18 protein-coding genes are annotated in these 21,969 nt (G+C 65.5%); 5 read left to right on the forward strand and 13 right to left on the reverse strand.

Going from position 1 to position 21,969, the window contains the following annotated elements:
• Nucleotides 1-49: 49 nt before the first annotated feature.
• The 3 genes from ACFUCV_RS10575 to mtrA are packed head-to-tail and all read right to left on the reverse strand — an operon-like array spanning nt 50 to nt 4,483.
• Nucleotides 50-1,813, reverse strand: coding sequence for an LpqB family beta-propeller domain-containing protein (locus ACFUCV_RS10575; protein WP_380815366.1), 1,764 nt, complete (start codon nt 1,811-1,813; stop codon nt 50-52).
• Nucleotides 1,810-3,774: an MtrAB system histidine kinase MtrB gene (mtrB, locus tag ACFUCV_RS10580; RefSeq protein ID WP_380815368.1), complete on the reverse strand. Its 1,965-nt coding sequence runs from the start codon at nt 3,772-3,774 to the stop codon at nt 1,810-1,812. Before mtrB ends, ACFUCV_RS10575 begins: the two co-directional genes overlap by 4 nt.
• 34 nt (nt 3,775-3,808) lie before the next feature.
• Nucleotides 3,809-4,483: an MtrAB system response regulator MtrA gene (gene mtrA / locus ACFUCV_RS10585; protein WP_380815371.1), complete on the reverse strand. Its 675-nt coding sequence runs from the start codon at nt 4,481-4,483 to the stop codon at nt 3,809-3,811.
• 317 nt (nt 4,484-4,800) lie between these two features.
• On the opposite strand from mtrA, the gene ACFUCV_RS10590 reads away from it, so the two are divergent.
• Genes ACFUCV_RS10590 through ACFUCV_RS10610 form a run of 5 tightly spaced genes read left to right on the forward strand, consistent with a single transcriptional unit; the run spans nt 4,801 to nt 10,456 of the window.
• A complete protein-coding gene (locus ACFUCV_RS10590; protein WP_380815374.1) occupies nt 4,801-6,177 on the forward strand; it encodes a hypothetical protein in 1,377 nt (458 codons plus the stop codon).
• Between the two features lie 12 nt (nt 6,178-6,189).
• Nucleotides 6,190-6,864 (forward strand): DUF4129 domain-containing protein, encoded by a 675-nt coding sequence (locus ACFUCV_RS10595; RefSeq protein WP_380815377.1) that lies wholly within the window; start codon nt 6,190-6,192, stop codon nt 6,862-6,864.
• Nucleotides 6,861-8,111 carry a DUF4350 domain-containing protein gene (locus tag ACFUCV_RS10600; protein ID WP_380815379.1) on the forward strand — a complete coding sequence of 417 codons (1,251 nt, stop codon included), beginning with the start codon at nt 6,861-6,863 and terminating at the stop codon, nt 8,109-8,111. The genes ACFUCV_RS10595 and ACFUCV_RS10600 overlap by 4 nt, the downstream gene beginning before the upstream one ends.
• On the forward strand, nt 8,108-9,145 hold the full coding sequence (locus ACFUCV_RS10605; protein WP_380815381.1) for an AAA family ATPase: 1,038 nt from the start codon (nt 8,108-8,110) through the stop codon (nt 9,143-9,145). Before ACFUCV_RS10600 ends, ACFUCV_RS10605 begins: the two co-directional genes overlap by 4 nt.
• Before the next feature lie 18 nt (nt 9,146-9,163).
• Nucleotides 9,164-10,456, forward strand: a complete 1,293-nt coding sequence (locus ACFUCV_RS10610; protein ID WP_380815382.1) for a DUF58 domain-containing protein — start codon at nt 9,164-9,166, stop codon at nt 10,454-10,456.
• Here ACFUCV_RS10610 and ACFUCV_RS10615 read toward each other — a convergent pair.
• The 10 genes from ACFUCV_RS10615 to ACFUCV_RS10660 form a co-directional block, all read right to left on the reverse strand.
• Entirely contained in the window at nt 10,453-11,385 is a 933-nt protein-coding gene (locus tag ACFUCV_RS10615; RefSeq protein ID WP_380815383.1) for an SGNH/GDSL hydrolase family protein, read from the reverse strand. The two genes, ACFUCV_RS10610 and ACFUCV_RS10615, sit on opposite strands and share 4 nt — an antisense overlap.
• Before the next feature lie 103 nt (nt 11,386-11,488).
• Nucleotides 11,489-12,592: a hypothetical protein gene (locus ACFUCV_RS10620; protein ID WP_380815385.1), complete on the reverse strand. Its 1,104-nt coding sequence runs from the start codon at nt 12,590-12,592 to the stop codon at nt 11,489-11,491.
• Complete coding sequence (locus tag ACFUCV_RS10625) at nt 12,589-13,062, reverse strand: chorismate mutase (RefSeq protein WP_380815387.1); 474 nt, start codon at nt 13,060-13,062, stop codon at nt 12,589-12,591. The genes ACFUCV_RS10620 and ACFUCV_RS10625 overlap by 4 nt, the downstream gene beginning before the upstream one ends.
• Before the next feature lie 78 nt (nt 13,063-13,140).
• Complete coding sequence (locus ACFUCV_RS10630) at nt 13,141-14,850, reverse strand: dipeptide ABC transporter ATP-binding protein (protein WP_380815389.1); 1,710 nt, start codon at nt 14,848-14,850, stop codon at nt 13,141-13,143.
• Entirely contained in the window at nt 14,847-15,827 is a 981-nt protein-coding gene (locus ACFUCV_RS10635; protein ID WP_380815391.1) for an ABC transporter permease, read from the reverse strand. Before ACFUCV_RS10635 ends, ACFUCV_RS10630 begins: the two co-directional genes overlap by 4 nt.
• Before the next feature lie 3 nt (nt 15,828-15,830).
• Nucleotides 15,831-16,916: an ABC transporter permease gene (locus ACFUCV_RS10640; RefSeq protein ID WP_380815393.1), complete on the reverse strand. Its 1,086-nt coding sequence runs from the start codon at nt 16,914-16,916 to the stop codon at nt 15,831-15,833.
• A gap of 160 nt (nt 16,917-17,076) precedes the next feature.
• Nucleotides 17,077-18,714 (reverse strand): ABC transporter substrate-binding protein, encoded by a 1,638-nt coding sequence (locus tag ACFUCV_RS10645; RefSeq protein WP_380815394.1) that lies wholly within the window; start codon nt 18,712-18,714, stop codon nt 17,077-17,079.
• A gap of 135 nt (nt 18,715-18,849) precedes the next feature.
• Complete coding sequence (locus ACFUCV_RS10650) at nt 18,850-19,467, reverse strand: TIGR03086 family metal-binding protein (RefSeq protein ID WP_380815395.1); 618 nt, start codon at nt 19,465-19,467, stop codon at nt 18,850-18,852.
• A gap of 73 nt (nt 19,468-19,540) precedes the next feature.
• On the reverse strand, nt 19,541-20,680 hold the full coding sequence (gene mnmA / locus ACFUCV_RS10655; protein WP_380815399.1) for a tRNA 2-thiouridine(34) synthase MnmA: 1,140 nt from the start codon (nt 20,678-20,680) through the stop codon (nt 19,541-19,543).
• A gap of 61 nt (nt 20,681-20,741) precedes the next feature.
• Nucleotides 20,742-21,968 carry a cysteine desulfurase family protein gene (locus tag ACFUCV_RS10660; protein ID WP_380815404.1) on the reverse strand — a complete coding sequence of 409 codons (1,227 nt, stop codon included), beginning with the start codon at nt 21,966-21,968 and terminating at the stop codon, nt 20,742-20,744.
• Nucleotide 21,969: the final 1 nt, after the last annotated feature.

The following is a 21,969-nucleotide window of genomic DNA, read 5'->3' on the forward strand; positions in this document are numbered from 1 at the left end:
CCCGGGCCCGGTGCTGCGGGCTGTGGAGGAAACCGCCGGCCAAGGGCATCTAGCCGGCGAAAGCACCCTGGCTGAGCCCCTTGGCAAGCAGTTCCCAGTTGTTGCCCACATTGGTGTAGAACTCGGTGGCCGTCTGCGCCTGCACATTTTGCACGCCGGAACCGGCAGTGAGCCATTGCAGGCCCGGCAAACCCTCCAGCTGGGATGAGGGGCCTGCCAAGTCCAAAATTTCAATGTCCACGGGCTCGGACGCGGACGGTGCCATGACTGCCACGCTTGACTCCCCCGTCCACACACCCACGGTGGGGGCGCCCGTATGGTTCATGGCCAGGGGGTCGGTGAGTTCCTTGGGCACTTCCCCGGCTTTGAAAATGCCCGTGATGCTGACCCGGCTCACACCACTGGCCGCTGAAATGACCAGTGCCCTGGTGCCGTCCCGGGAAATGCGGAAAGTGCTTACGCTTTGTCCCACCAGCCAGGGCACGGTGAGGATGACGGGGTTGCCCGGCCGGCCTGCGGCGTCCGGCTTGATGGCCAGAACCATGCCGGAGCCGTCTCCGGCGGCGGAGTACAACCAGCCGTTGGGGGCAAAGGAGGGCGGGGTCATGGCCACCCCCGCCAAAACCACCACGGGCTGTTGGCCCGGGGCCACGGCATAAATTTGATTCCCCACCGCCGAGCGGAATGCAAAGCGCTGCCCATCATAGGAAATGGCCGGAACTTCCGGTTCCAGGGACGCCACCGAAGGCATGCCGGGGATGGGCGCGAAGTTGCGTCCGTCAAAGGCCCCCAGTTCCTGCTCCACCAATGCCACCTGCGTCGGTGGCACGGAATTGTCAATGACCATGGGGGTGATGGCATCCACGGGCCCACCCATGTCCACCTCACGGTCGTCGGCGGTGAACTGCACCTCAATGACGGTGCTCAGCGCCTTTTGCAAGGTGACCAGCAGTTGGGCGTGCATTTGTTGGCGCTGCTTGACACTGGTGTCCAGCAGCGGCTGGGCCGTCAGGCCCACCTTGGCCAGGCCGTTGTTGACGGGGACGGAATCACGTTCCAAGGTGATGCCGCTGGGGAACGCACTGACCACCGCGCCTTGCAGATACGGGGCAGGTCCGGCCAGCATGGCCTGCACAATGGCTGTGGGGGTGCGTGCACTGCGTGCCGCCAGCCACCGCACGTCCGGCACCCCATAAGTGAAGGTGGTGTCATAGAAATACAGTGAAAAGGGGCTGTACAGGGTTTGGAAGGTCGCTTCGGTCAGCACCAGGCCATCGGGTGCGGCGCTGATGCGCCACTGCCCGTCCACTTGAATCAACTTCATTTCCAGACTCTGGGAGCTTGTTTCCTTTTCCGGAGTCAGCACGCCTGTGGAGTCCACGGTGGACACGGTGTCGAAGGTGAGCACAAAGCTGTCGGCGCCCGCGCCGGCCTCAATGCTGAAGGTGTCCCGATACACCAGCGTCCGCTGGGCCGGGGACCAGCTTTGCGCCAGCCCCGGCGCGAGGAACTGCCGCGCCACTTGGAAGTCGTCGCTGAGACCCGTTCCGGCTTCAATGAAACCACGGATGATGCCCTCCGGTGAGGCTCCCTCCACGGGGGCGAACTGCTGAAAATTAACGTTGACCGAGTTGTTGCGCGGCGTCAACGGATCGCTCTTGCCCACGGGCCCGCCGGTGGGAATGGCGGCGCATCCGGCCACGGCCAGAAGGACGACGACGGCCATCACCCACGTCCGCAGCGCCCGGGACAGCCCGGGGTGCCGGTGCCGCATGCCGGGGCGTCCCGGCGCCAAATGGCTGTTGCCTGTCATGACCGTTCCACCTTTTCCGAAGCCGCGTCGCCGGCTCCTGCGGGGGGCGGGCCAAGCTGCCCGGCATGCTTCTGGCCCAGTGCCTGTTCCGCAACGCTGCCGGCGTTCCCGGCAGCACCGGCAGCACCGGTGGGATCCTGCAGCGGCGGGTGCTTGAGCTTGCCCAAGGCACCCACCACGCCCATGGCTCCGGTATTGGTCAACAACGGCCCGGTGGTCAGGGCCGGGGCGTGGCCGGCCTGGCCGCCGTCGGGAGGCAGCGGCACGGGCGAATGCGTCAATACGCCGCCGCGCCGCCGCGGCAGGGTCAGCCGGAAACATGAGCCCCCGCCGGGGATGCCCCAGGCCTCGAGCCAGCCGTCATGCAGCCTGGCGTCCTCCATGGCAATGGACAGGCCCAGGCCACTGCCCCCGGTGGTGCGCGCACGGGCGGCGTCCGCGCGCCAGAACCTGTCAAAAACGTGTTCAAGGGCGGAGGGGGACATGCCGATGCCGTAGTCCCGCACAGCCACGGCCACCGCGGTTTCATCGGCGGAGACATAAATTTTCACTGGTTTGCCCTCACTGTGCTCCACGGCATTAAGCACCAGGTTGCGCAGAATCCTGTCTATGCGGCGGGAGTCCATTTCCACCACGCACTGGTGGTTGCGCAGCCGCGTCACCACCGACAGCTCGCAGTGGTTGGCTTCGGCGACGGGGGTTGCGCCGTCGATCACTGAATGAATGACCGAAAAAATGTCCAGGGATTCCGCATCCAGATCGGCCACCCCGGCATCGAAGCGGGAAATTTCCAGCAGGTCCGCCAGCAACAGCTCAAAGCGCTCCACCTGGTGGAACAGCAGTTCGGAGGAGCGCTTGTTAATGGGGTCGAAGTCCTCACGGGCGTCAAACAACACCTCCGCGGCCATGCGCACGGTGGTCAGCGGGGTGCGCAGCTCATGGGAGACGTCGGAGACAAAGCGCTGCTGCATCTCCGAGAGCGTGGCCAGGGCGGTGATCTGGTCCTGCAGGGAGGTGGCCATCTTGTTGAAGGAGGTGGCCAGCCTGGCCATCTCATCCTCGCCCTTGACCACCAGGCGTTCCTCCAGTCCGCCGGCGGCGAGTTTCTCGGACACGGCCGCCGCCTGGCTCACCGGGTTCACCACAGTGCGGGTCACGTACCAGGCAATGGCACCAATGAGCAGCAGCAGGATCCCGCCGGCGAGCCACAGCACCGACTGGATGTAGTCCAGGGTTTCCTGGGCACCCCGGAGGTCATAAATCATGTACAGCTCGTAATTGGTTTTCAACAATTCCACTTGGCTGCCCACCACCACGGCCGGGTGCAGACCGGCAGTGCCGGTGGGCATGGCGATGGGTTGCCAGAACTGCCCGTCCGGATCCGCCTGCACGGCGCGGCGCAGCTCATCCGGAATGATGGCGGTGGTGACGCCTCCGGAGTCCGATGAGCTGACAGCCAACCTGCTGTTCTGGCCGGGAATTTTGACCATGAGGTACTTGCGGTTGTCATCGGCGCCGCTGGCTTCCAAAAGCTTCAACGTGTCCACCACGTAGGTGGACACGCGCGTCTGGTCACTGAGGCTGGCGTTGGAGAAACTCTCCTGAACCTGCATGACGCCGCGGGCAGACTCCTGCTGGGCCTGCGCCAGGCGTTCCTTGAACAAGCCATTGGAGATCTGGCCGGCCAGGTACCCGCCAACCCCCACCACTGCCACGGCGGCAATGACCAAGGTGGTGACCACCGTGCGGAACTGCAGGGAGGTGCGCCACCGCCGGGACCAGACGGCGTGCAGGCGCCGGATGATCCGCACTGCAACCCTGCCCAGGAACTTCAGCCCAAGCACAGCCTTGGCCAGCACGGCCGCTGTGGGGGAATCCCTTGGCGGATCCGCCTCGGCGACGGGTGGAATGGCCAGGGGAGCTGCGGGGCGCGTGGGGTTCCCGGAATGTTCCTCAGTCATGGCCATCTCACCACCGCAGCACCATGTCCACTGTTTATGAGCCGGCCTTGTAGCCGACGCCGCGAACTGTCAGCACAACCTCGGGAGCTTCCGGGTCGCGCTCAATCTTGGAACGAAGCCGCTGGACATGCACGTTCACCAGGCGCGTGTCGGCGGCGTGGCGATACCCCCACACTTGTTCCAACAGCAGTTCACGGGAGAAAACCTGCCAAGGCTTGCGCGCCAGGGCCACCAGGAGATCAAATTCCAACGGGGTGAGCGATATTTTCTCCCCGGAGCGCCGGACCGAGTGACCCACCACATCAATGGTGATTTCCCCAATGACCAGATTTTCCGGACCTTTCACATCCCCGGGGCGCAGGCGGGCACGGACCCGCGCCACCAGTTCGGCAGGCTTAAAGGGCTTGGCCACATAGTCATCCGCACCCGATTCCAGGCCGCGCACCACGTCGGAGGTGTCGGACTTGGCGGTGAGCATGACAATGGGAACGTCGGATTCCGCGCGAATCAAGCGGCAGACCTCAATGCCGTCCATGCCCGGAAGCATCAAGTCAAGCAAGACCAAATCCGGTTTGCTGGCTTGAAAGGTTTCCAGGGCCTGGGCACCGTCTGCGCAGAAAACCGGATCAAAACCGTCATTGCGTAAGACGATGCCGATCATCTCGGCTAAAGCCTCGTCGTCGTCAACTACTAAAATGCGTGCCTTCATGCTTCTATATTTGCCTATTGCCACCGGAAAGTCCCCATCGGCGCTCCACAAGGCTCTCCCTGCTTGGCTTGCGCGGCACATTTTAGGGGTTTGGCCCCTGGCGACGGGGCGCCACGGCGCTGCGGTGGGGGACGGCCGGCGTCGGCGGCGCTTTGGCCAAACCATCCTCCATTCCCGGAACTTTTTCCGCATTCCCGATAGGGTTTGCAGTGAAGGCCACCACAGCGAGGCAGCCGGCACCAACGTGCGGCATCGATCCCGCGTGCTGCTGGTGGCTGGCATAGATGAATTTACTGGGGAAGATTTCAGGGAGCGCCATGACGCAGGAACCACAGCAACCAGGTGTGCAGCCGCCGGCCCGCGACGGGCAGCCCGCAGCGCCCTGGGGACCAGCAGCTGAACAACCCCCCGCCCCCGCCCAGCCGCAGTGGGGGCAGTACGCACCACCTCCCGCCCAGCCGCAGTGGGGACAGTACGCACCACCCCCGGCCTACCCCGGCGCCCCGGGCGGCCCCGGCGGCCCCGGCGCCCCGGGCGGCCCCGGGGCCAATCAATACGCCGCCCCACCCAAACCGGGGGTCATTCCCCTGCGCCCCCTGGGGCTCGGTGAAATTCTCGACGGCGCTTTTCAGGCCGCGCGCCGCAACGGCAAGGCCATGTTTGGTTCGGCGTTGATTTTTCAGCTCGCCGTCACTGCCATCACGCTTTTGATCATGTTCCTGACCCTGGGCCAGTTCATGGGCGAACTTTTTGCCTTCGATTCGGAGCTGGAGGACACGGCGTCCCTGGAGGCCCTGGGCGGCGGTTTGGTCACTTATTCGCTGTCACTGCTGTTGACGGCGTTTTTATCGGTCCTGATACAAATGGTGCTCCAAGGCGCACTGGTGGTTCCGGTGTTGCGTGCGGTGCTCAACCGCAAGACCAGCTTCGGCCAAATGTGGCGCCTGACCAAGCCCCGGGTGGGCAGCCTCATTGTCCTGGCGCTGTTGTATGCCGCAGCCGTGATTGTGGCCATGATTGCCTACACCTTGATAGTGGCCGGTTTGATTTTTGCCATTGCCCCCGAGACCGAATCCGGGGTCCTGGGTGTCATTGGCCTGGCCTTCCTTTTGAGTCTGCCGTTTCTGGCGGCGGGCATTTGGATCGGCACCAAGGTCCTGCTGGCCCCGGCCGCGATCGTGGTGGAAAACATCGGTGCCGTGGCCGGCATCAAGCGCTCCTGGCAGTTGACCCGCCGCAACTGGTGGCGCACCTTTGGCACCTCCCTGCTGGCAGCCGTCATTGCCGGTGTGATAGGCAGCGTCATCACCACCCCCGTGGCCATGATTGCCGGTTTCCTCATGCCCATGCTGGTGGGGACCGAGGCCACGCCTGAGCAGCTGGCCACCCAATTGATGGTGGTTCAAGCCATTTCCGGTCTGGTGGGGGCCCTGGTGGGCGCTGTGACGCTGGCCTTCCAGACCGGGGTCATGGCCTTGATCTACGTGGATCTGCGCATGCGCCGTGACGGATTCGACATCACGCTTTTGAAGGAGGCGGAGGAGGGGAAGGACGACGGCGGCATCCCCGGCTCCCCCGCACCGGCCCCCTCCCCCGCCACCGACGCCTACGGCAATGAAATGTACGCCCCGCCCAGCAGCTACGGCACGCAGCCGCACCGCCCGGACGCCCCGCCCAGCAGTCATGGACGCTAGGCAGCGCCGCCCATGAGTCCCACGCTCACTGCCCGTGCCATGTTCCCGGCGGAAGTTCCCGTGGCGCCGGGTGCCGACGAGGCCCGCCGCTGGGCGCAGGACGAGCTGGCCAGGGAAGTGTATGAAGACGCCAAGCCGGGCTGGGCCGAGCAGCTGGGCAACTTGATTCTCCAAGCCCTCGCGGAGCTTTTGGACAGTGTGGGGGTGGCCCCTGCCCATACGGGACTGGTCATGGTTGGCTCCCTGGTGGTGGTGGCCGCGCTGATCATTGTGCTGGTGCTCCGGCCCAAGCTGAACCGTAAAAACCAATCCTTGGCGGCTGTTTTTGCCGAATCATCGGCGCTCTCCTCCGCAGAACACCGCAGCCGTGCCCGTCTGGCAGCTGCCGCGAATGACCATTACACCGCCGTCACCGAGCAGTTCCGGGCCATGGTCCGCGCCGCCGAGGAACGCGGCGTCAACACCCCCGCACCCGGGCGCACCGCCGCGGAAATTGCCGCGGAACTGGAACGGGCCTTCCCCGGCCACGCCGGGGAGCTGCACCGCAGCGCGGAACTTTTCAACGCCGCACGCTACGGCCAACAACCGCCCACGGCCGGCATGTTTGAGGAACTGCGCGCCGTTGATGACGCCTTGGCCCGGGCCACGCCGCTCTACGGCCAATCCTTTGATGCGGTGGTTCCATGAACCGGCCAAGCGGGAACGCAGTGTTTCGTGGCACCGGCCCCAGCAGCGCGGTGCGGGCGCGGCATTGGTGGCGGCAATCCAAATTCTGGGTCCTGTGCGCGGCTGTGTTCCTGGTGCTGAGCCTCATTGCCTTCCTTGCCTCCGGTTCCGGCAAAAGCTCCTCGGGCACGCTGTCCATCACCAACCCCGCACCCGCCGGGGCCCAGGCAGGCGCCGAAGTGCTGCGCCAGCAAGGAGTCCAGGTCACGGCGGTGGCCTCGCTGGCGGCGGCCTCTGCGGCCCTGGCGGCCCAGGGAAACGGCAACAGCACTGTGTTGTTCCACGATCCCAACAGGCTGCTCCCCGCCGGACAGCTTGCCAAACTGGTGCAGGCGGTGCGGGACAATGGCGCACGGCTGGTAGTGGTTTCCCCCGGTCCGCTGGCCGTGAAGGAGCTCGGCCCGGGGTTCAGCAGTGCCGGATCGGCTGCGGAAACGGACATGGTTGAGGCCAACTGCAATTATCCCCCCGCCGTGGCTGCCGGGAAGATCGACGGCGGCGCGCCCTCCCCGGGCGAACCGGCCTCCGTCCCGTCCACCCTGGTTTTGTACAAAGGTGCGCAAAATTGCTTCACACCTGCCGGAGCCGACCCCGCCAGCGGCGGTTTGCTGGCCTTGGACGGCACCGGTGACATTGCCGTTCTAGGCCACCCCGGCATTGCCTTCAACCAGAATCTGCCCAGGCTCGGCAATGCCGCGCTGACCTTCGGCCTGCTCGGCGGCACCCCGGAACTGCTGTGGTACACGGCGTCCCTGCAGGACGTCCCGGCGGCGGAACAACCGCCGTCGTTGGCGGAATTCACCCCCCGCTGGGTATTCCCGGCGGCGCTGTGGTTGCTGCTGGTGGCGGTGGTGGGCATGTTCTGGAAGGGCAGGCGGCACGGTCCGCTGGTCACTGAACCCCTTCCCGTCATGGTGAAGTCGGCAGAGATGCTGGCCGGCCGGGCGCGCCTTTACCAGGATGCCCGCGCGGCCGGGACTGCCGGACGGGCCCTGCGGCGTGCCACCTTGACCCGGCTGGCCCAGCAGCTGCGGCTGGGCCATTTTGCCGGGCCCGACGCCGTGGTTGAAGCAGTGGCTGCCGCCACCGGCAGGGAGCGCCGCGACGTGGCCGCGCAGCTGATGGGTCCGGATGCCCGGACCGACAAGGAATTATTGACCATGGCCGTGGACCTTGCGGCTTTAGAGGAAGAAGTGGCACGCCAATGACAATGCCCCCCAACAACCCGGCACCCCCGGCGGAGGCGCCGGCGGAACCGGTGCACGCGCCCGCGCAATCCCAGCAGTACACGCCAAGCCCGGCAGCGCAGTCCCTGTGGGCTGTGCGCACCGAGGTGGCCAAGGCCGTGGTGGGACAGGACGCCACCGTGACGGGGCTGCTCATTGCGCTGCTCGCTGGCGGCCACGTCCTGTTGGAGGGCGTGCCGGGTGTGGCGAAGACCCTGCTGGTCAGGGCATTGTCGGCGGCACTGAGCCTGGACACCAAACGCGTGCAGTTCACCCCGGACCTCATGCCTGGGGACGTGACGGGCTCCCTGATCTACGATGCCAGCACCTCCGCCTTCACCTTCCGGGCCGGGCCGGTGTTCACCAACATTCTGCTCGCCGATGAAATCAACCGCACCCCACCCAAGACCCAGGCGTCCCTGCTGGAGGCCATGGAGGAACACCAGGTCTCGGTCGATGGCCTCTCACGCCGGCTGCCCTCGCCGTTCATGGTGGCGGCGACGCAGAACCCGGTGGAATATGAAGGCACCTACCCGCTCCCGGAAGCCCAGCTGGACAGGTTCCTGCTCAAGCTCACCATGGAATTGCCGGGCCGGGACGAGGAAATTGAAGTCATCCGCAGGCACAGCCTGGGGTTTGACCCGCAGGACCTGCAGGCCGCCGGAGTGCGCGCCGTGGCCGGGGCGGCAGAGCTGGCCCAAGCCCGCACGGAAGTGGCCCAGGTGGCTGTGGCCCCGGAAATCCTGGCCTACGTGGTGGATCTTGTCAGGGCCACCCGCACCGCGCCCTCCTTCGGGCTGGGAGTGTCACCGCGCGGGGCCACAGCCATTTTAAAGTCGGCGCGTGCCTACGCCTGGTTGTCGGGCCGGAGCTTCGTCACCCCCGATGACGTCAAGGCGCTGGCTTTGCCCACGCTGCGGCACCGGGTGTCGCTGCGGCCCGAGGCTGAGATGGACGGCGTATCCGCCGACCATGTGCTGCGTTCCATCCTGGCCACCGTCCCGGTGCCCCGTTGAGCGGGAAGTAGCGCTTTTATGGCAATTTCGGGCAGGTTCCTTGCCTTGACTCTGGCCGCGCTGGTGCCCATCATGCTCTTTCCGGGGCTGGCGTCGTGGCTGCTGGCCCTGGGGGTGCTTGCGGCCGTGCTGGTGCTGGATGTGGGCTTGGCCGCTTCCCCGCGGCACGTGGCCGTGCAACGCCTGCTGCCTCCGGGGGTGCGGCTGGGTGAGGCGGTGACCGCCACGCTCCTGCTGGGCAATGAATCCCCGCGCCGTCTGCGGGGCCAGGTCAAGGACGGTTGGCAGCCCTCGGCCGGGGTGCGCAATGCACGCCAGGACGTGGACATCCGGCCCGGGGAACGGGCGGCGCTTCAACTGTCCATGCTGCCGTCGCGGCGGGGGGACCTGGGCAGCCGGCACGTCACGGTGCGCTCCTATGGGCCGCTGGGCATGGCCGCACGGCAGGGCACCATTGCCGCCCCCGGCAGCCTGCGGGTCCTGCCGCCCTTTCATTCAAAACGTCATCTGCCCTCCAAGCTCAGAAAACTGCGCGAACTCGATGGCAGGGCCGCGGTGCAGATCCGGGGTGCGGGAACGGAATTCGACTCCCTTCGGGACTACGTGCGCGGCGACGACGTGCGTTCCATTGACTGGCGGGCCACCGCCCGACGCCGGGATATGGTGGTGCGCACCTGGCGCCCCGAACGGGACCGGCGCGTGGTCATAGTGCTGGACACCTCCCGCACCTCCGCCACCCGCATTGCCGATGAGACGGCCCTGGACACCGGCATGGAGGCGTCGCTGCTGTTGGCGGTGCTGGCCGAGCGGGGCGGGGACCGGGTGGGTCTGCTTGCCTACGACCGACGCGTCCGGGCGAAGGTCTCCTCCACAGGCAAGGGAAACATGCTCAACGCCATGGTCCAGTCCCTGGCGCCGCTGGAACCGGAACTGATTGAGCTGCATGCCGCCGGCATTGCCGGCCAGGTGCGGGACATTACGGCCCACCGGGCGCTGGTGGTGCTGGTGACGAGCCTTGACGCCGGCGCCGCCGAGGAAGGCCTGATTCCGCTGGCCACCTCCCTGGCCCAAAAGCATGTGGTGGTGGTGGCATCCGTGCGTGATCCAGCGGTGGATGAGGCCCGTTCGGAGCGCGGCAGCACCACCTCCGCCTACCGTGCCGCAGCAGCTGAACACACCTTGAACCGCCGGAGCGCCATCACCGCAGTGCTTAAAAAAGCGGGTGTGGAGGTGGTGGATGCCCCGCCTGCGGAACTGCCGCCGGCCCTGGCCGACATGTACATCAGGCTCAAGGCCGCCGGCCGCCTCTAACCTGGGTGTTCGCCCGCCTGCCCCTTGCGTGCCGGTGCGTGCAGGCCCAGCTGGTTCAGCCGGGTTGCCAAAGCCTTGGCCAGTTCCTGATGCCCGCTGGCGTTTAAGTGCACGCCGTCGGCCATTTTGTTGCTCAGACCATAACGGCTCAGCCAGTCCCCGGCACCGATGAAGGCCACGCCGTTGCGCTGGGCAAATCCCGCCAGCAGCTCATCAACCGCGGTGCGGCGGGCGCTTTCCCGGGTGCCCCGGGCCAGCGTGCCAATGACCAGGTAGCGGGCGGCGGGGTAGCTGACCTTCAGTTCCCGCAGCAGACGTTCAGCGTTGGCCAGGATCGCGGCGTCGCTGGCGCCCGTGGTGGCGTCATTGCCACCGCCCTGCACCACCACCAGCGCAGGGTTGCCGTAGGGAAGGGTGATTTGGCCGCTGAGCAGCGAGTCCACATAATTGCCTGACTGCGCGGTCCTGGCCGTATAACCAATGCCGCCGGCACCCACAAAACGCACCTTGTAGCCCTGGGCCGCCAAACCGCGCGTGACCCAGGTGCCGCTGGTGGGCACGCCCTGCGCTCCTGCCGCCTGGGAGTCCCCAAACACCACTGCCGAACGTGCAAGCTCCGGATCCAGGACCTCCCGCCGGCCCGAGGCCGGGTTCAGCACCAACGACCCTGCCGGCAGGTCCCAGATGGTGGCAAAATCGTCCTGGCCGCTCGGTTGCGGCGCCCCGGCGGTGCCGTGAGCCGGCACGGCCGTGGCGGGGGCAGCTGTCGGCGCCGGCGGACCCGGCGCCGCCGCAGCGCCGGCCCAGGCGGCAGGGTCCGGGCCGGGTGCTGGTGCGCCGGGCAAGTCCGTCAGCAGCAGGCTCACAGCCGCCACCACGGCCACCCCCGCACCCTGCCAGGCCCGGCGTCGTACTTTTCCAGCGTTCAAATGTGGTTCCCCCCAACTCAAGAACCCAGTCTATGAAGCCGGAGGGCGGATCCGCGCAATGGCTCCGTCACGGGAGCGACACAATTTCCCGCCCCGGGAACCCTCAGCTGTGTTGGATCTCCGCCAGGGCATCGGCGACCTCCAGGGCGCGGCCCAGCACCATCCGGCCCTGCTGCGGTGAAACGCCGGCCAGTTCCCCCTCGGGGGTGATGCGCAGCTGATTGAGCAGCGGCTCAGCCAGCCCCAGCCCGCGCCAGGGCCGCAGGATCCGCTCCAACAGCACCGCATACGGCGGCGGGGCCGCAGCATCACCCACGGGAACGGTCCCGGCCCACACGCCCAGACCGGATTCCAGCGCACCGGCCAGTTGCTCCCAATGGCCGGCATCCAGGCCCTGCAGGGGCACTGCGACGGCGTCGACACCGGAGACCAAGGCCGTTTGCAGCGCGGTGCGCCACGCCGCGGCCTCCTGGTCCGCACCTTCGTACAGGGCCTGCGGGCCACTGCCCGGCGCGGCATGGCGCGCCAGGTTCAACACCACGGCACTGAACCCCGCCGCCCGGGCAGCGTCCACCAGCGCAGTCCAGGTGTTCCGCAGTTCAGAGCCCGCAATGGCACGCAGGGTGCGGTACCCCGAAGCGGTGGGGATGGTTCCGGCCAAAACCGCGGCAATGGTTGGTTCATCAATCTGCAGTGTCAGGGCGGCTCCGGGGACGGCCGCCCGGACCCTTTCCGCATGCAAAACCATGCCGGCGGCCAAAGATTGGGCAAGGTCCCGCCGCGCACCATGATCTTGCAGCGCGCGTTCCCCGTAATGCAGGTGGATGGCGGCGGACAGGGACAAGGGACCGGTGAGGTGGACCTTGAAATGGGCGGGCACCTCCCCGGCGGCACCCACCACATCGGCCAGCACATTCAGGTCGGTGGACAACGCCGAGGCCGCCCGGCGCTGGTCCAGCCCCGGACGGCTGGTAAAACGCCAACCGTAGGGCTGGACATCGACAGGCATTTCCACCAGCATGGCGGCCGTGCGCCCCACGGCGTCGGATCCGATGCCGCGTGCGGGCAGGGCAGCCAATCCGGGCAGGTGCGGGCCGGTGAGCAGGCCCAGGGACACCTTGGCCGTCTCCACCGGGTCAGAGCCGGGCCATTGGCCCAGAACCGTGGCGGTTGCTGTGGGGGGAAAGGAAACAGCCGGGGTGCTCACTTGGCGTGCGGACCGGTGCCGTGCGGGGTCTGCAGCGCCTCGGCCACGAACCCCTGGCCATCGTGGCTCACCACCGGCACCACGCCGGTGGCAGCCACGGCGGAGTGGCTGTCGGAAATGGCCTGGTGGTGGTGGATGACCTCGCTGATGACAAAGTTCAGGAACTTTTCCGCAAAGGCCGGATCCAGGTTGGCCGATTCGGCGAGCGCACGCAGGCGCTGGATTTGGGCCTTCTCCCGGGTGGGGTCCGCCGGCGGGAGCTGATGCTTGGCCTTGAGGATGCCCACGCGCTGGGTGGCCTTGAACCTTTCAGCGAGCAAATACACCAAGGTTGCGTCAAAGTTGTCAATGCTGGCGCGGATGGACAGCAGTTCAGCCATGACGGCCGGATCGACGGCGCCGGTGAGGGAGCTGGCGGCCGGGTCGAAGTCGTCAACGGACAGGTGCTGCGGCTGGCTCGGTTGGGTCATGGAAACTAAGTTTAGGCGGTGCCCGGACGGGACCAAAGCCGCGTCCAAGCCGGGCACCGCACCTTCCCTGGCGGCTGCCTATCCCGCCATGGGCAGCGCCCGACGGCTGGCGCGGCGTTCGGCCTGCTCAGCCGGGTTGGGAACCGGCAGGGATGCGAGCAGGCGTTTGGTGTAGTCATGGTCCGGCTTGCCCATGACCTGATGTCCAATGCCCTGCTCCACCATTTTGCCTTTGAACAGCACACCCACCCATTCGGCCAGAATGTCCACCACTGCCAGGTCATGACTGATGAACAATGCCGCGAACCCCATCTCGTTTTGAATCTCGCGGAAGAGCTCCAAAACCTTCGCCTGGACCGAGACATCCAAAGCCGAGGTGGGTTCATCGGCAATGAGAAGTTTGGGCTTGAGCGCCAAGGCACGCGCCAGGGAGGCACGTTGGCGTTGGCCGCCGGAAAGTTCGTGCGGGAACCTTTGGGCATAGGCGCGCGGCAACTGCACCGACTCCAGAAGCTCCGCCACGGTTTGGTCGATGGCGGAACCGGACAGTTTGGTGTGGATGGCCAGTGGTTCGGCGACGCACTGCCCAATGCTCAGCTGCGGGTTGAAGGAAGCGGCAGGATCTTGAAAAACAAAGCCAATGTCCTTGCGCAGGGGTCTGAAAGTACGTTCCCTGTAGTTCCGCATTTCATAGCCCAGGACCTCAAGCGATCCCCCGGTGGTCCGGTTCAGGCCCGCAATGGCACGGCCAATGGTGGTTTTTCCGGAACCGGACTCCCCCACCAGGCCAAACACTTCACCTGCACTGATGGTGAAGGAGACCCGGTCCACGGCCTTGAAAGCCGGGCTTCCCAAGCGGCCCGGGTATTCAATTTCCAGACCGGTGGCCCGGACCAGCACTTCCCTGTCTTGAAAGGCGCGTTCAGTGAAGCCCGCAGAGGCCGAATTTTGGCCCAGGTGCGGCACGGCGGCCAACAGTTTTTGGGTGTACTCCTGCCGGGGCGCGGCAAAGAGCGCCTGTGCAGTTGCCTGCTCCACCACATCGCCTTCGAACATGACCACCACCCGGTCGGCCAGATCCGCCACCACGCCCATGTTGTGGGTGATCAGGACAATGGAGGTCCCGTCACGGTCGCGCAGCTGACGCAGCAGCTCCAAAATTTCCGCCTGCACCGTCACGTCCAGTGCCGTGGTGGGCTCATCGGCCACAATCAGGCTGGGGTTGAGGGCCAGGGCCGCGGCAATGACCACGCGCTGCTTTTGACCCCCGGAAAACTGGTGCGGATAGTAATCAGCCCGCTTCTCCGGTTCCGGGATGCCCACCTTGCGCAGCGCCTCGATGGCCAGGGCCCGGGCCTCCCTTTTCCCCACCCGCCTGCCCGCGGGGCGGTGGGCACGCAGGCCCTCGGCGATCTGCCAGCCCACGGTGTACACGGGGTTAAGTGCCGTGGACGGTTCCTGAAACACCATGGCCACGTCGCGGCCGCGGATTTGGCGCAGCTGTTGCGAACCCACCGTGATGACATTGTTGCCGGAGACCACCACCGCCCCGCTGCTGCGTGCGGTTTCCGGCAGCAGACCCAAAATGGCCTTGGCTGTGACGGTTTTGCCGGAGCCGGACTCCCCCACCACCGCCACAATTTCCCCCGGCGCCACGGAAAAGGACACGTCCTTGACAGCGCGCACGTCCCCTTGGTCCGTGGCAAAGGTGATTTTGAGTTCGGCTATCTCCAGCACGGGCGCCGGCGCGGAGGCCCCGGCCGGCGCGTTTGTTGTTCCCTGGCTCATGTGCCCACCAACTCTTCTTCCTTGATGTCATCGGATCCGCTGCCCCGGGGGCTCGGGCCTGCTTTTGTAAAGGCGCGTTTGCGCCCCCGGAGCCGTGGATCGTTCAAATCGTTCATGGACTCGCCCAGCAGCGTCAGCCCCAACACGGTGAACACAATGGCCGCCCCCGGGAAGACCCCCGTCCACCAGATGCCGGCGGTGGCGTCCGACTGTGCATGGTTGAGGTCGTAACCCCACTCCGCGGCGGCGGATGGTTCAATGCCGAAGCCCAGAAAGCCCAGTCCGGCGAGCGTCAGGATGGCCTCCGAGGCGTTCAAGGTGAAAATCAACGGCAGGGTGCGGGTGGCGTTTTTGTAAATGTGCCGGGCCATGATGCGTGCACTGGAGGCACCCACCACAATGGCCGACTCCACAAAGGGTTCAGCCTTCAAGCGGATGGTTTCGGCACGGATCACCCGAAAATATTGCGGAATGAAGACCACCGTGATGGAAATGGCGGCCGCAAACACCCCCGACCACAAATCCGAGCGGCCCTGGCTGATGGCAATGGACATCACCATGGCCAGCAGCAGGGTGGGAAAGGCGTAAATGGCATCGGCCACCACCACCAGCACCCGGTCAAGCCAGCCGCCAAGATATCCGGACAGCAGCCCCAACACGACACCAATGAAAATGGACAGCGCCACGGCCACGACTATCACCAGCAGGGCGGTCTGGGCCCCCCAAATGGTGCGGGACAGGACGTCGTAACCTCCCGCCGTCGTGCCCCAAAGATGCTCGGACGACGGCGCTGCCTGGGTCTGGTCAAAGCGTTGGGTGGGGTTGTAGGGAGCAAGCAACGGTGCGAAGGCTGCGGTCAAAAGGAAAACCGCTGTCATGGCAATGCCGGCAATGAGCATGCCGCGCTGCAGTCCCATGCTCTTGTTGAGGTGGGAAACAATGGGCAGGCGGGAGAACAATGATCCTTTGCGGTCCATGGCCTAGTACCTCACCCTCGGGTCGATCAGTGCGGCAATGACGTCCACAATGAAGTTGGTGATGGCAACAATGACTGCCAGGAGCGCCACAATGCCCTGCACCGCCACAAAGTCACGGGCGGTGAGGTAATGGGCCAGTTGAAAGCCGAGCCCCTTCCATTCGAAGGTGGTTTCGGTCAGCACGGCACCGCCGAGCAGCAGGGCAATCTGCAGCCCCATGACGGTGATGATGGGGATCAGTGCCGGCTTGTAGGCGTGCTTGGACAACAAACGGTATTCACCCACGCCGCGGGAACGGCCGGCTTCAACGTAGTCCTTGCTCAAGGTGCCAATGACGTTGGTGCGGACCAGACGCAGAAATATGCCGGCGGTCAGCAGACCCAGGGCCACAGCAGGCAGCACCGAATGCTCCACCACGTCCCAAAAGGCCGGCATGTTGCCGCTGCGCAGGGCATCGAGCCAGTAGATGCCGGATGGAGCCGCAAGTTGGGCCATGGAAATTTCCGTGACGGTGCCGGCACGCCCGGCAACGGGGAACCAGCCCAGCCAACTGGAGAACACGAGCTTCAAGAGCAGGCCGGCAAAAAATACCGGTGTTGCATAAAAGGCGATCGCCAGGACCCGGGAAATGGCGTCCTGCCACTTGTCACGCTTGTACGCGGCCAACATGCCAAAGGGGATGCCGATCACCAGGGCCACGATGAGGGAGTTGACCGCCAGCTCGAGGGTGGCGGTGCCATAAGTGGCCAGCATGTCCGAGATCAGCAGGTTATCTGAAATGGTCCGCCCAAAGTTGCCGGTGGCTATCTGGCCCAGGTACTCCACGTACTGGACCAGCAGCGGCCTGTCATAGCCCGCCTCGTTGATGCGTTGCGCCAGCTGCTCCGGTGGCAGCCGGCCGCCCAGTGCGGCCGTGATGGGATCGCCGGTGAGCCGCATGAGGAAAAACACCATCGTCACCAGGATGAAAATGGTGGGGAAAATCAGGATAAAGCGGACGGCCAGGTATTTGCCCAGGCTGCCACCTTTTCTGCTTCTGGGGGCCCGCACTGCGGGTTCATCCGCTGGCAGGTCAATCAATGCGGTCATGTGCGCCTGTTTCCTTCCATGACAGTGCCGGCCGTGCGTCCGGTGTGGACGTGCAGCCAGGCAAAGGACGGGGCGCCCCTGAGGGAAAGCCCCGCCCCGTGCACTGTTGTGTGATGTGGTGGGTTTCAGGACAGCGGAAAATGCCGCTGCCTGCAGAGCGCTATTTGGACAGCACGCCCAGGCGGAACTTGAACGAGGCATCCAAGGTGTCGGCGGTGCCTGCAACGTCAACACCCGAGACGGCAACCTGGGCCCCCTGCAGCAGCGGCAGGGTGGAGAGGTCCTTGGCCTCTGCGGTCTGGATGTCTTCAATGAGCTTGGTGCGCTGCGCCGGATCGTTCATGGTCAGCTGCTCGGTGATCATGTTCTGCACCGATTCGTTGCTGTAATGGTTTTTCAGGAAGTTCTCGGTGCTGAAGAACGGGGTGAGGTAGTTGTCGGCATCCGAGTAGTCCGGGAACCAGCCCAGCTGGTACATGGGGTAGGCGTCCGCGGTGCGTTGTTTGGAGTAGGAGACCCATTCAGTGGACTGCAGGTTGACCTTGAACAATCCGCTGTCCTCGAGCTGGGCCTTGATGGCTGCGTATTCGTCTCCCGAGGAGGACCCGTAGTGGTCGGGGTTGTACTGCAGGTCCAAGGTCACCGGGGTTTGGACGCCGGCTGCGGACAAGGCCTTGGCCGCCTTGTCCAGATCCGGGCCGCCGTCACCGTCACCGTATTCATCCTTGAGCGGCTCAATGGCACCGGTGAATCCTGCCGGGACGTAGGAGTAGAGGGGCAGGTAGGTTCCCTTGTAGACCTGATCGGCAATCTTTTCACGGTCAATGGCGTCCGCCATGGCCGCACGCACAGCCAGGGCCTTCTTGGCATCCGCCTCGGGGGTCTTGGCGCCAAAGGGCATGGTGTCAAAGTTGAACACAATGTAGCGGATTTCCCCGCCGGGCCCAATGTCGACCCGCACGTTCTTGTCAGCCTTGAGGCTTTCAATGTCGGTGGCCGTCAATGACCTGTAGGCCACGTCAATGCTGCCTTGCTGGACTTCCAGCTTCATGTTGTTGGAGTCGGCAAAATACTTCATCGTGACCGATTCGGACTTGGCCGGGCCCAGCAGTCCCTGGTAGTCCGGGTTCTTTTTGAAGGAGATCAGCTGGTTCTTGGTGAACGTGTCAATGGTGAATTGGCCGGCAAATGCCTTGCCGGACACAATGTCCTCATCCGGGGTTACGGCATCGGCGCTGAAAACGCTGTCATCAACAATGGGTCCGGCGGGGCTGGTGAGCACCTGCGGGAAGGTCTGGTCATTGCCCAGCTTGAGTTTGAACACCACCGTGGTGGCGTCCGGCGCCTCGACGCTTTCCAGGTTGGCCAGCAAGGTGGCCGGACCGCTGGCGTCATTGATCTTAGTCTGGCGGTCGAAGGAGAACTTCACGTCCTTGGAATCCAGTTCGGTTCCGTTGGCCCACTTCAGTCCCGGCTTCAATTTCACGGTGTACTCGGTTGGGGAGGTGAATTCAGCCGATTCGGCAATGTCCGGTTTGGGATCTGCGCTGCCCGCCGCCGAATTCAGCACAAAGGGGTAGATCTGATTCATGACCATGAACGAGCCGTTGTCATAGGAGGCCGCCGGGTCCAGGAACGTTGTCTTGTCAGTGGTTCCCACAATGACGGGTCCGCCGGCATCGTCGCCGGCACCGTCATTGTTGCTGCCACCGGTGGGGCCCGTGCAGGCAGTCACGGCGAGGGCGGATATGCCTGCCATGGCCAGCGCGGCACTGAACCTGAAATTCTTCTTAGCCATCAGTAATCTTTCTTTTGGTGGATTACAGGGAACAGCCGGCGCCGACAATTGTGATCTGCGCCACGTACCTGGTGGTTAACTACTATCAGATTTGGCGCCCGGCGCCACACCCGCGCCGCTGTTGGCGCCGGCCCGTCATGCCAGGGAGTCGGCGCGGGGTCCGGCCCTGAAGTAGGGGCTGCGGCCAAACCATGCGGCCAGTTTGGTGTAGGAATCGGCGGCGATGGGCACCCGAACCTCGGGGCCGATCCCTTTTTCCGGTCCCCGCAGTTCGGGTTTGAGGGTGCGCTGCGCCCACGCCAGGGACTGGTCCGCCAGCTTGGGGTCGAGGGTGATGGGAACCCCGGTGGCCCGTGCCAGATCCCAGGAGTGGACGGTGAATTCGGTTATCTGCAGGCCGATCCGGCTGCGCAGCGGCGCCTCGCCGCCGCCAGGCAGGGCCACCTGGGCGCTGAGGTCGGCGGAGGCCCAGGCCCGCATCAGCAGGGCCGCGCCGTCGCTGAAGCGCGTGGACCAGTCGGCCCCCACGGTGGCATCCGCGGCGAAGGGATCAATATGATGGCCGCGGGCCATGATGGTGAACTTGTGCAGGTCCTGCACCACCAGATGGTGCAGCAGATCCTGCACGCTCCAGTGCTCACAGGGCGTGGGCCATTGCGCCTGGTTGGCTGAAATGGCGGCAATGACTTCGGCGCACTGGTTCAGTGCGCCGGTCAAATACTGCATGGGGTTGGGGATTGCGTGCGGGGGCATGTTGGTAAACCTTCCGTGATCCAAATCACCTATACCGGAAGTTTACGCCAGCGGCGCAAGGCCCAGCCGGGGGCTAGGGCAGCTGCGGCCTGGCCAGCGATCTTGCTGAATCAATGGTGGCCTGGCCCAGCACGCGGGAGCCCTGGTACAAAACCACTGTTTGGCCCGGGGCCACACCGCGCAGCGGCTCAGCCAAGGTCACGTGCAGCAGCTGGCGGGTGCCGGCGTCGTCAGTGGTTTCGGTGACCTTCGCACGGGCCGGAACCGGGTCTCCGTGGGCGCGGACCTGGGCGTGGCAATCGAACCCGGCCCCCGTGGCAACCTCGGCTATGGGCAGCCCGGCCCAGGAAACCTTGATCCCTTCAAGCTCGTCAATGGCCAGCAGGGCGTGGGGTCCCACCACCACCTTGTTTTCCTTGGGCCGGATCTCCAGCACAAAGCGGGGCTTTCCGTCAGCTGCCGGGGTGCCCAGCTTCAGGCCGCGGCGCTGGCCCACGGTGAACTGGTTGGCGCCGCTGTGGCCGCCCACCTTCGCGCCGGACTCGTCCACAATGTCGCCGTCGGTCATCTGGATCTTCTCGGCCAGCCAGCCGGCGGTGTCGCCGTCGGAAATGAAGCAAATGTCATGGCTGTCGGGCTTTTTGGCCACCGACAGTCCGCGGGCTTCGGCCTCCGCGCGGACCTCCGCCTTGGACGGGGTGTCGGCCAGCGGGAACATGGAGTGCTTGAGCTGCTCGTGGGTCAGCACGCCCAGCACATAGCTCTGGTCCTTGGCCCAGTCCGCGGCGCGGTGCAGCTCCGGATTGCCGTCGGCGTCGGTGATGACCTTGGCGTAGTGGCCGGTGCACACGGCGTCGAAGCCCAGCGCAATGGCCTTTTCCAGCAGGGCAGCGAACTTGATCCGCTCATTGCAGCGCATGCAGGGGTTGGGGGTGCGCCCGGCGGCGTATTCGTCAATGAAGTCCTGCACCACGTCCTCCTTGAACCGTTCGGAGAAGTCCCAGACGTAGTACGGGATGCCGAGCTTGTCGCAGGCACGCCAGGCGTCATTGGAGTCCTCCACGGTGCAGCAGCCGCGGCTGCCGGTGCGCAGTGTGCCGGGCATGCGGGAGAGCGCCAGGTGCACACCGACGACGTCGTGCCCCGCGTCCACCGCTCGGGCTGCGGCTACGGCGGAGTCAACTCCACCACTCATGGCGGCCAATACTCGCATTGCTTGCCTTCCGTACTGCTTGTTTTGATGCTTGTGCTTTATTTTCTCCAGCCCGGGCGCCTCAGCGGTCCCTGGTGCTGGCCGTTTCAATGCTGGACACGTGCGCGGCCATGCCTGCGGTTTTCGCGCGGGCATGGGCGTTGGGCAGCGCCTTCACAAAGGCCTCAACGTCCTCCGGGGCGGATGTATGCCCCAGACTGAAGCGTTGTGCGCCACGTGCGGTGTCCTCATCCAGTCCCATGGCCAGCAGCACGTGGGAGGGCCGCGGGACGCCGGCGGTGCACGCGGAGCCGGTGGAGGATTCAATGCCAGCCATGTCCAACAGGAACAACAGCGAATCCCCCTCGCATCCGGGAAAGGTGAAGTGCGCGTTGCCGGGAAGCCTGCCGGCGGGACGCTGCGCGGGGTCCACCCCGCGCAGCACCGCATCGGGCACCAGCTCCCGCACGGCGGCAATCACGGCGTCACGCAGCCCGGCGATGCGTTGGCTCTCAGCGGCCAGGTTTTGCGTGACCTCCTGCGCCGCCGCGGCAAAAGCGGCAATGCCGGCGGTGTCCAGGGTCCCGGAGCGGACACCGCGCTCCTGCCCGCCGCCGTGCTGGACGGGCGTCAGGGTTATCGCACGGCCCAGCAACAGGGCGCCAACGCCCACCGGACCACCAATTTTGTGTCCACTGATGCTCATCGCGGCCAGACCGGAGTCCCTGAAATGCACGTCAATGGAACCGAAGGCCTGCACGGCGTCGGAGTGCACCGGGATGCCGTAACTGTCCGCGAGCGCCACAATCTCCGCGATGGGCTCAACGGTGCCCACCTCATTGTTGGCCCACATGCAGCTGATGAGCGCCACGGAGTCCGCGCCGCCGTCGGCCAGTTCCGCCTCCAGAGCCGCCAGGTCCAGGGTGCCGTCGGCATCCACCGGCAGCCAGAGCGCCTGCGCGCCCTCGTGCTTTTCCAGCCATTCCACCGTGTCCTGCACGGCTGCGTGCTCCACACTGGAAACCAGGATGCGGTTGCGGGCAGGCTCGGCTGCGCGCCGGGACCAGAACAGGCCCTTGACACCAAGGTTGTCGGCTTCAGTGCCGCCGGAAGTGAAAATGACCTCGGTGGGATGCGCGCCGGCAGCTGCGGCAATGGTTTCGCGGGCCTGCTCCACGGTGGCGCGGGCCCGCCGGCCCGCCCCGTGCAGGGAGGACGGATTGCCGCTACGGGCGATAACGGTGGTGAGTGCGGCGAGGGCCGAGGCCGAAATTGGCGTGGTCGCCGCGTGATCTAAATACACGGGCACC

Source organism: Specibacter sp. NPDC057265, from assembly GCF_042668835.1.
Taxonomy (GTDB): Bacteria; Actinomycetota; Actinomycetes; order Actinomycetales; family Micrococcaceae; genus Specibacter.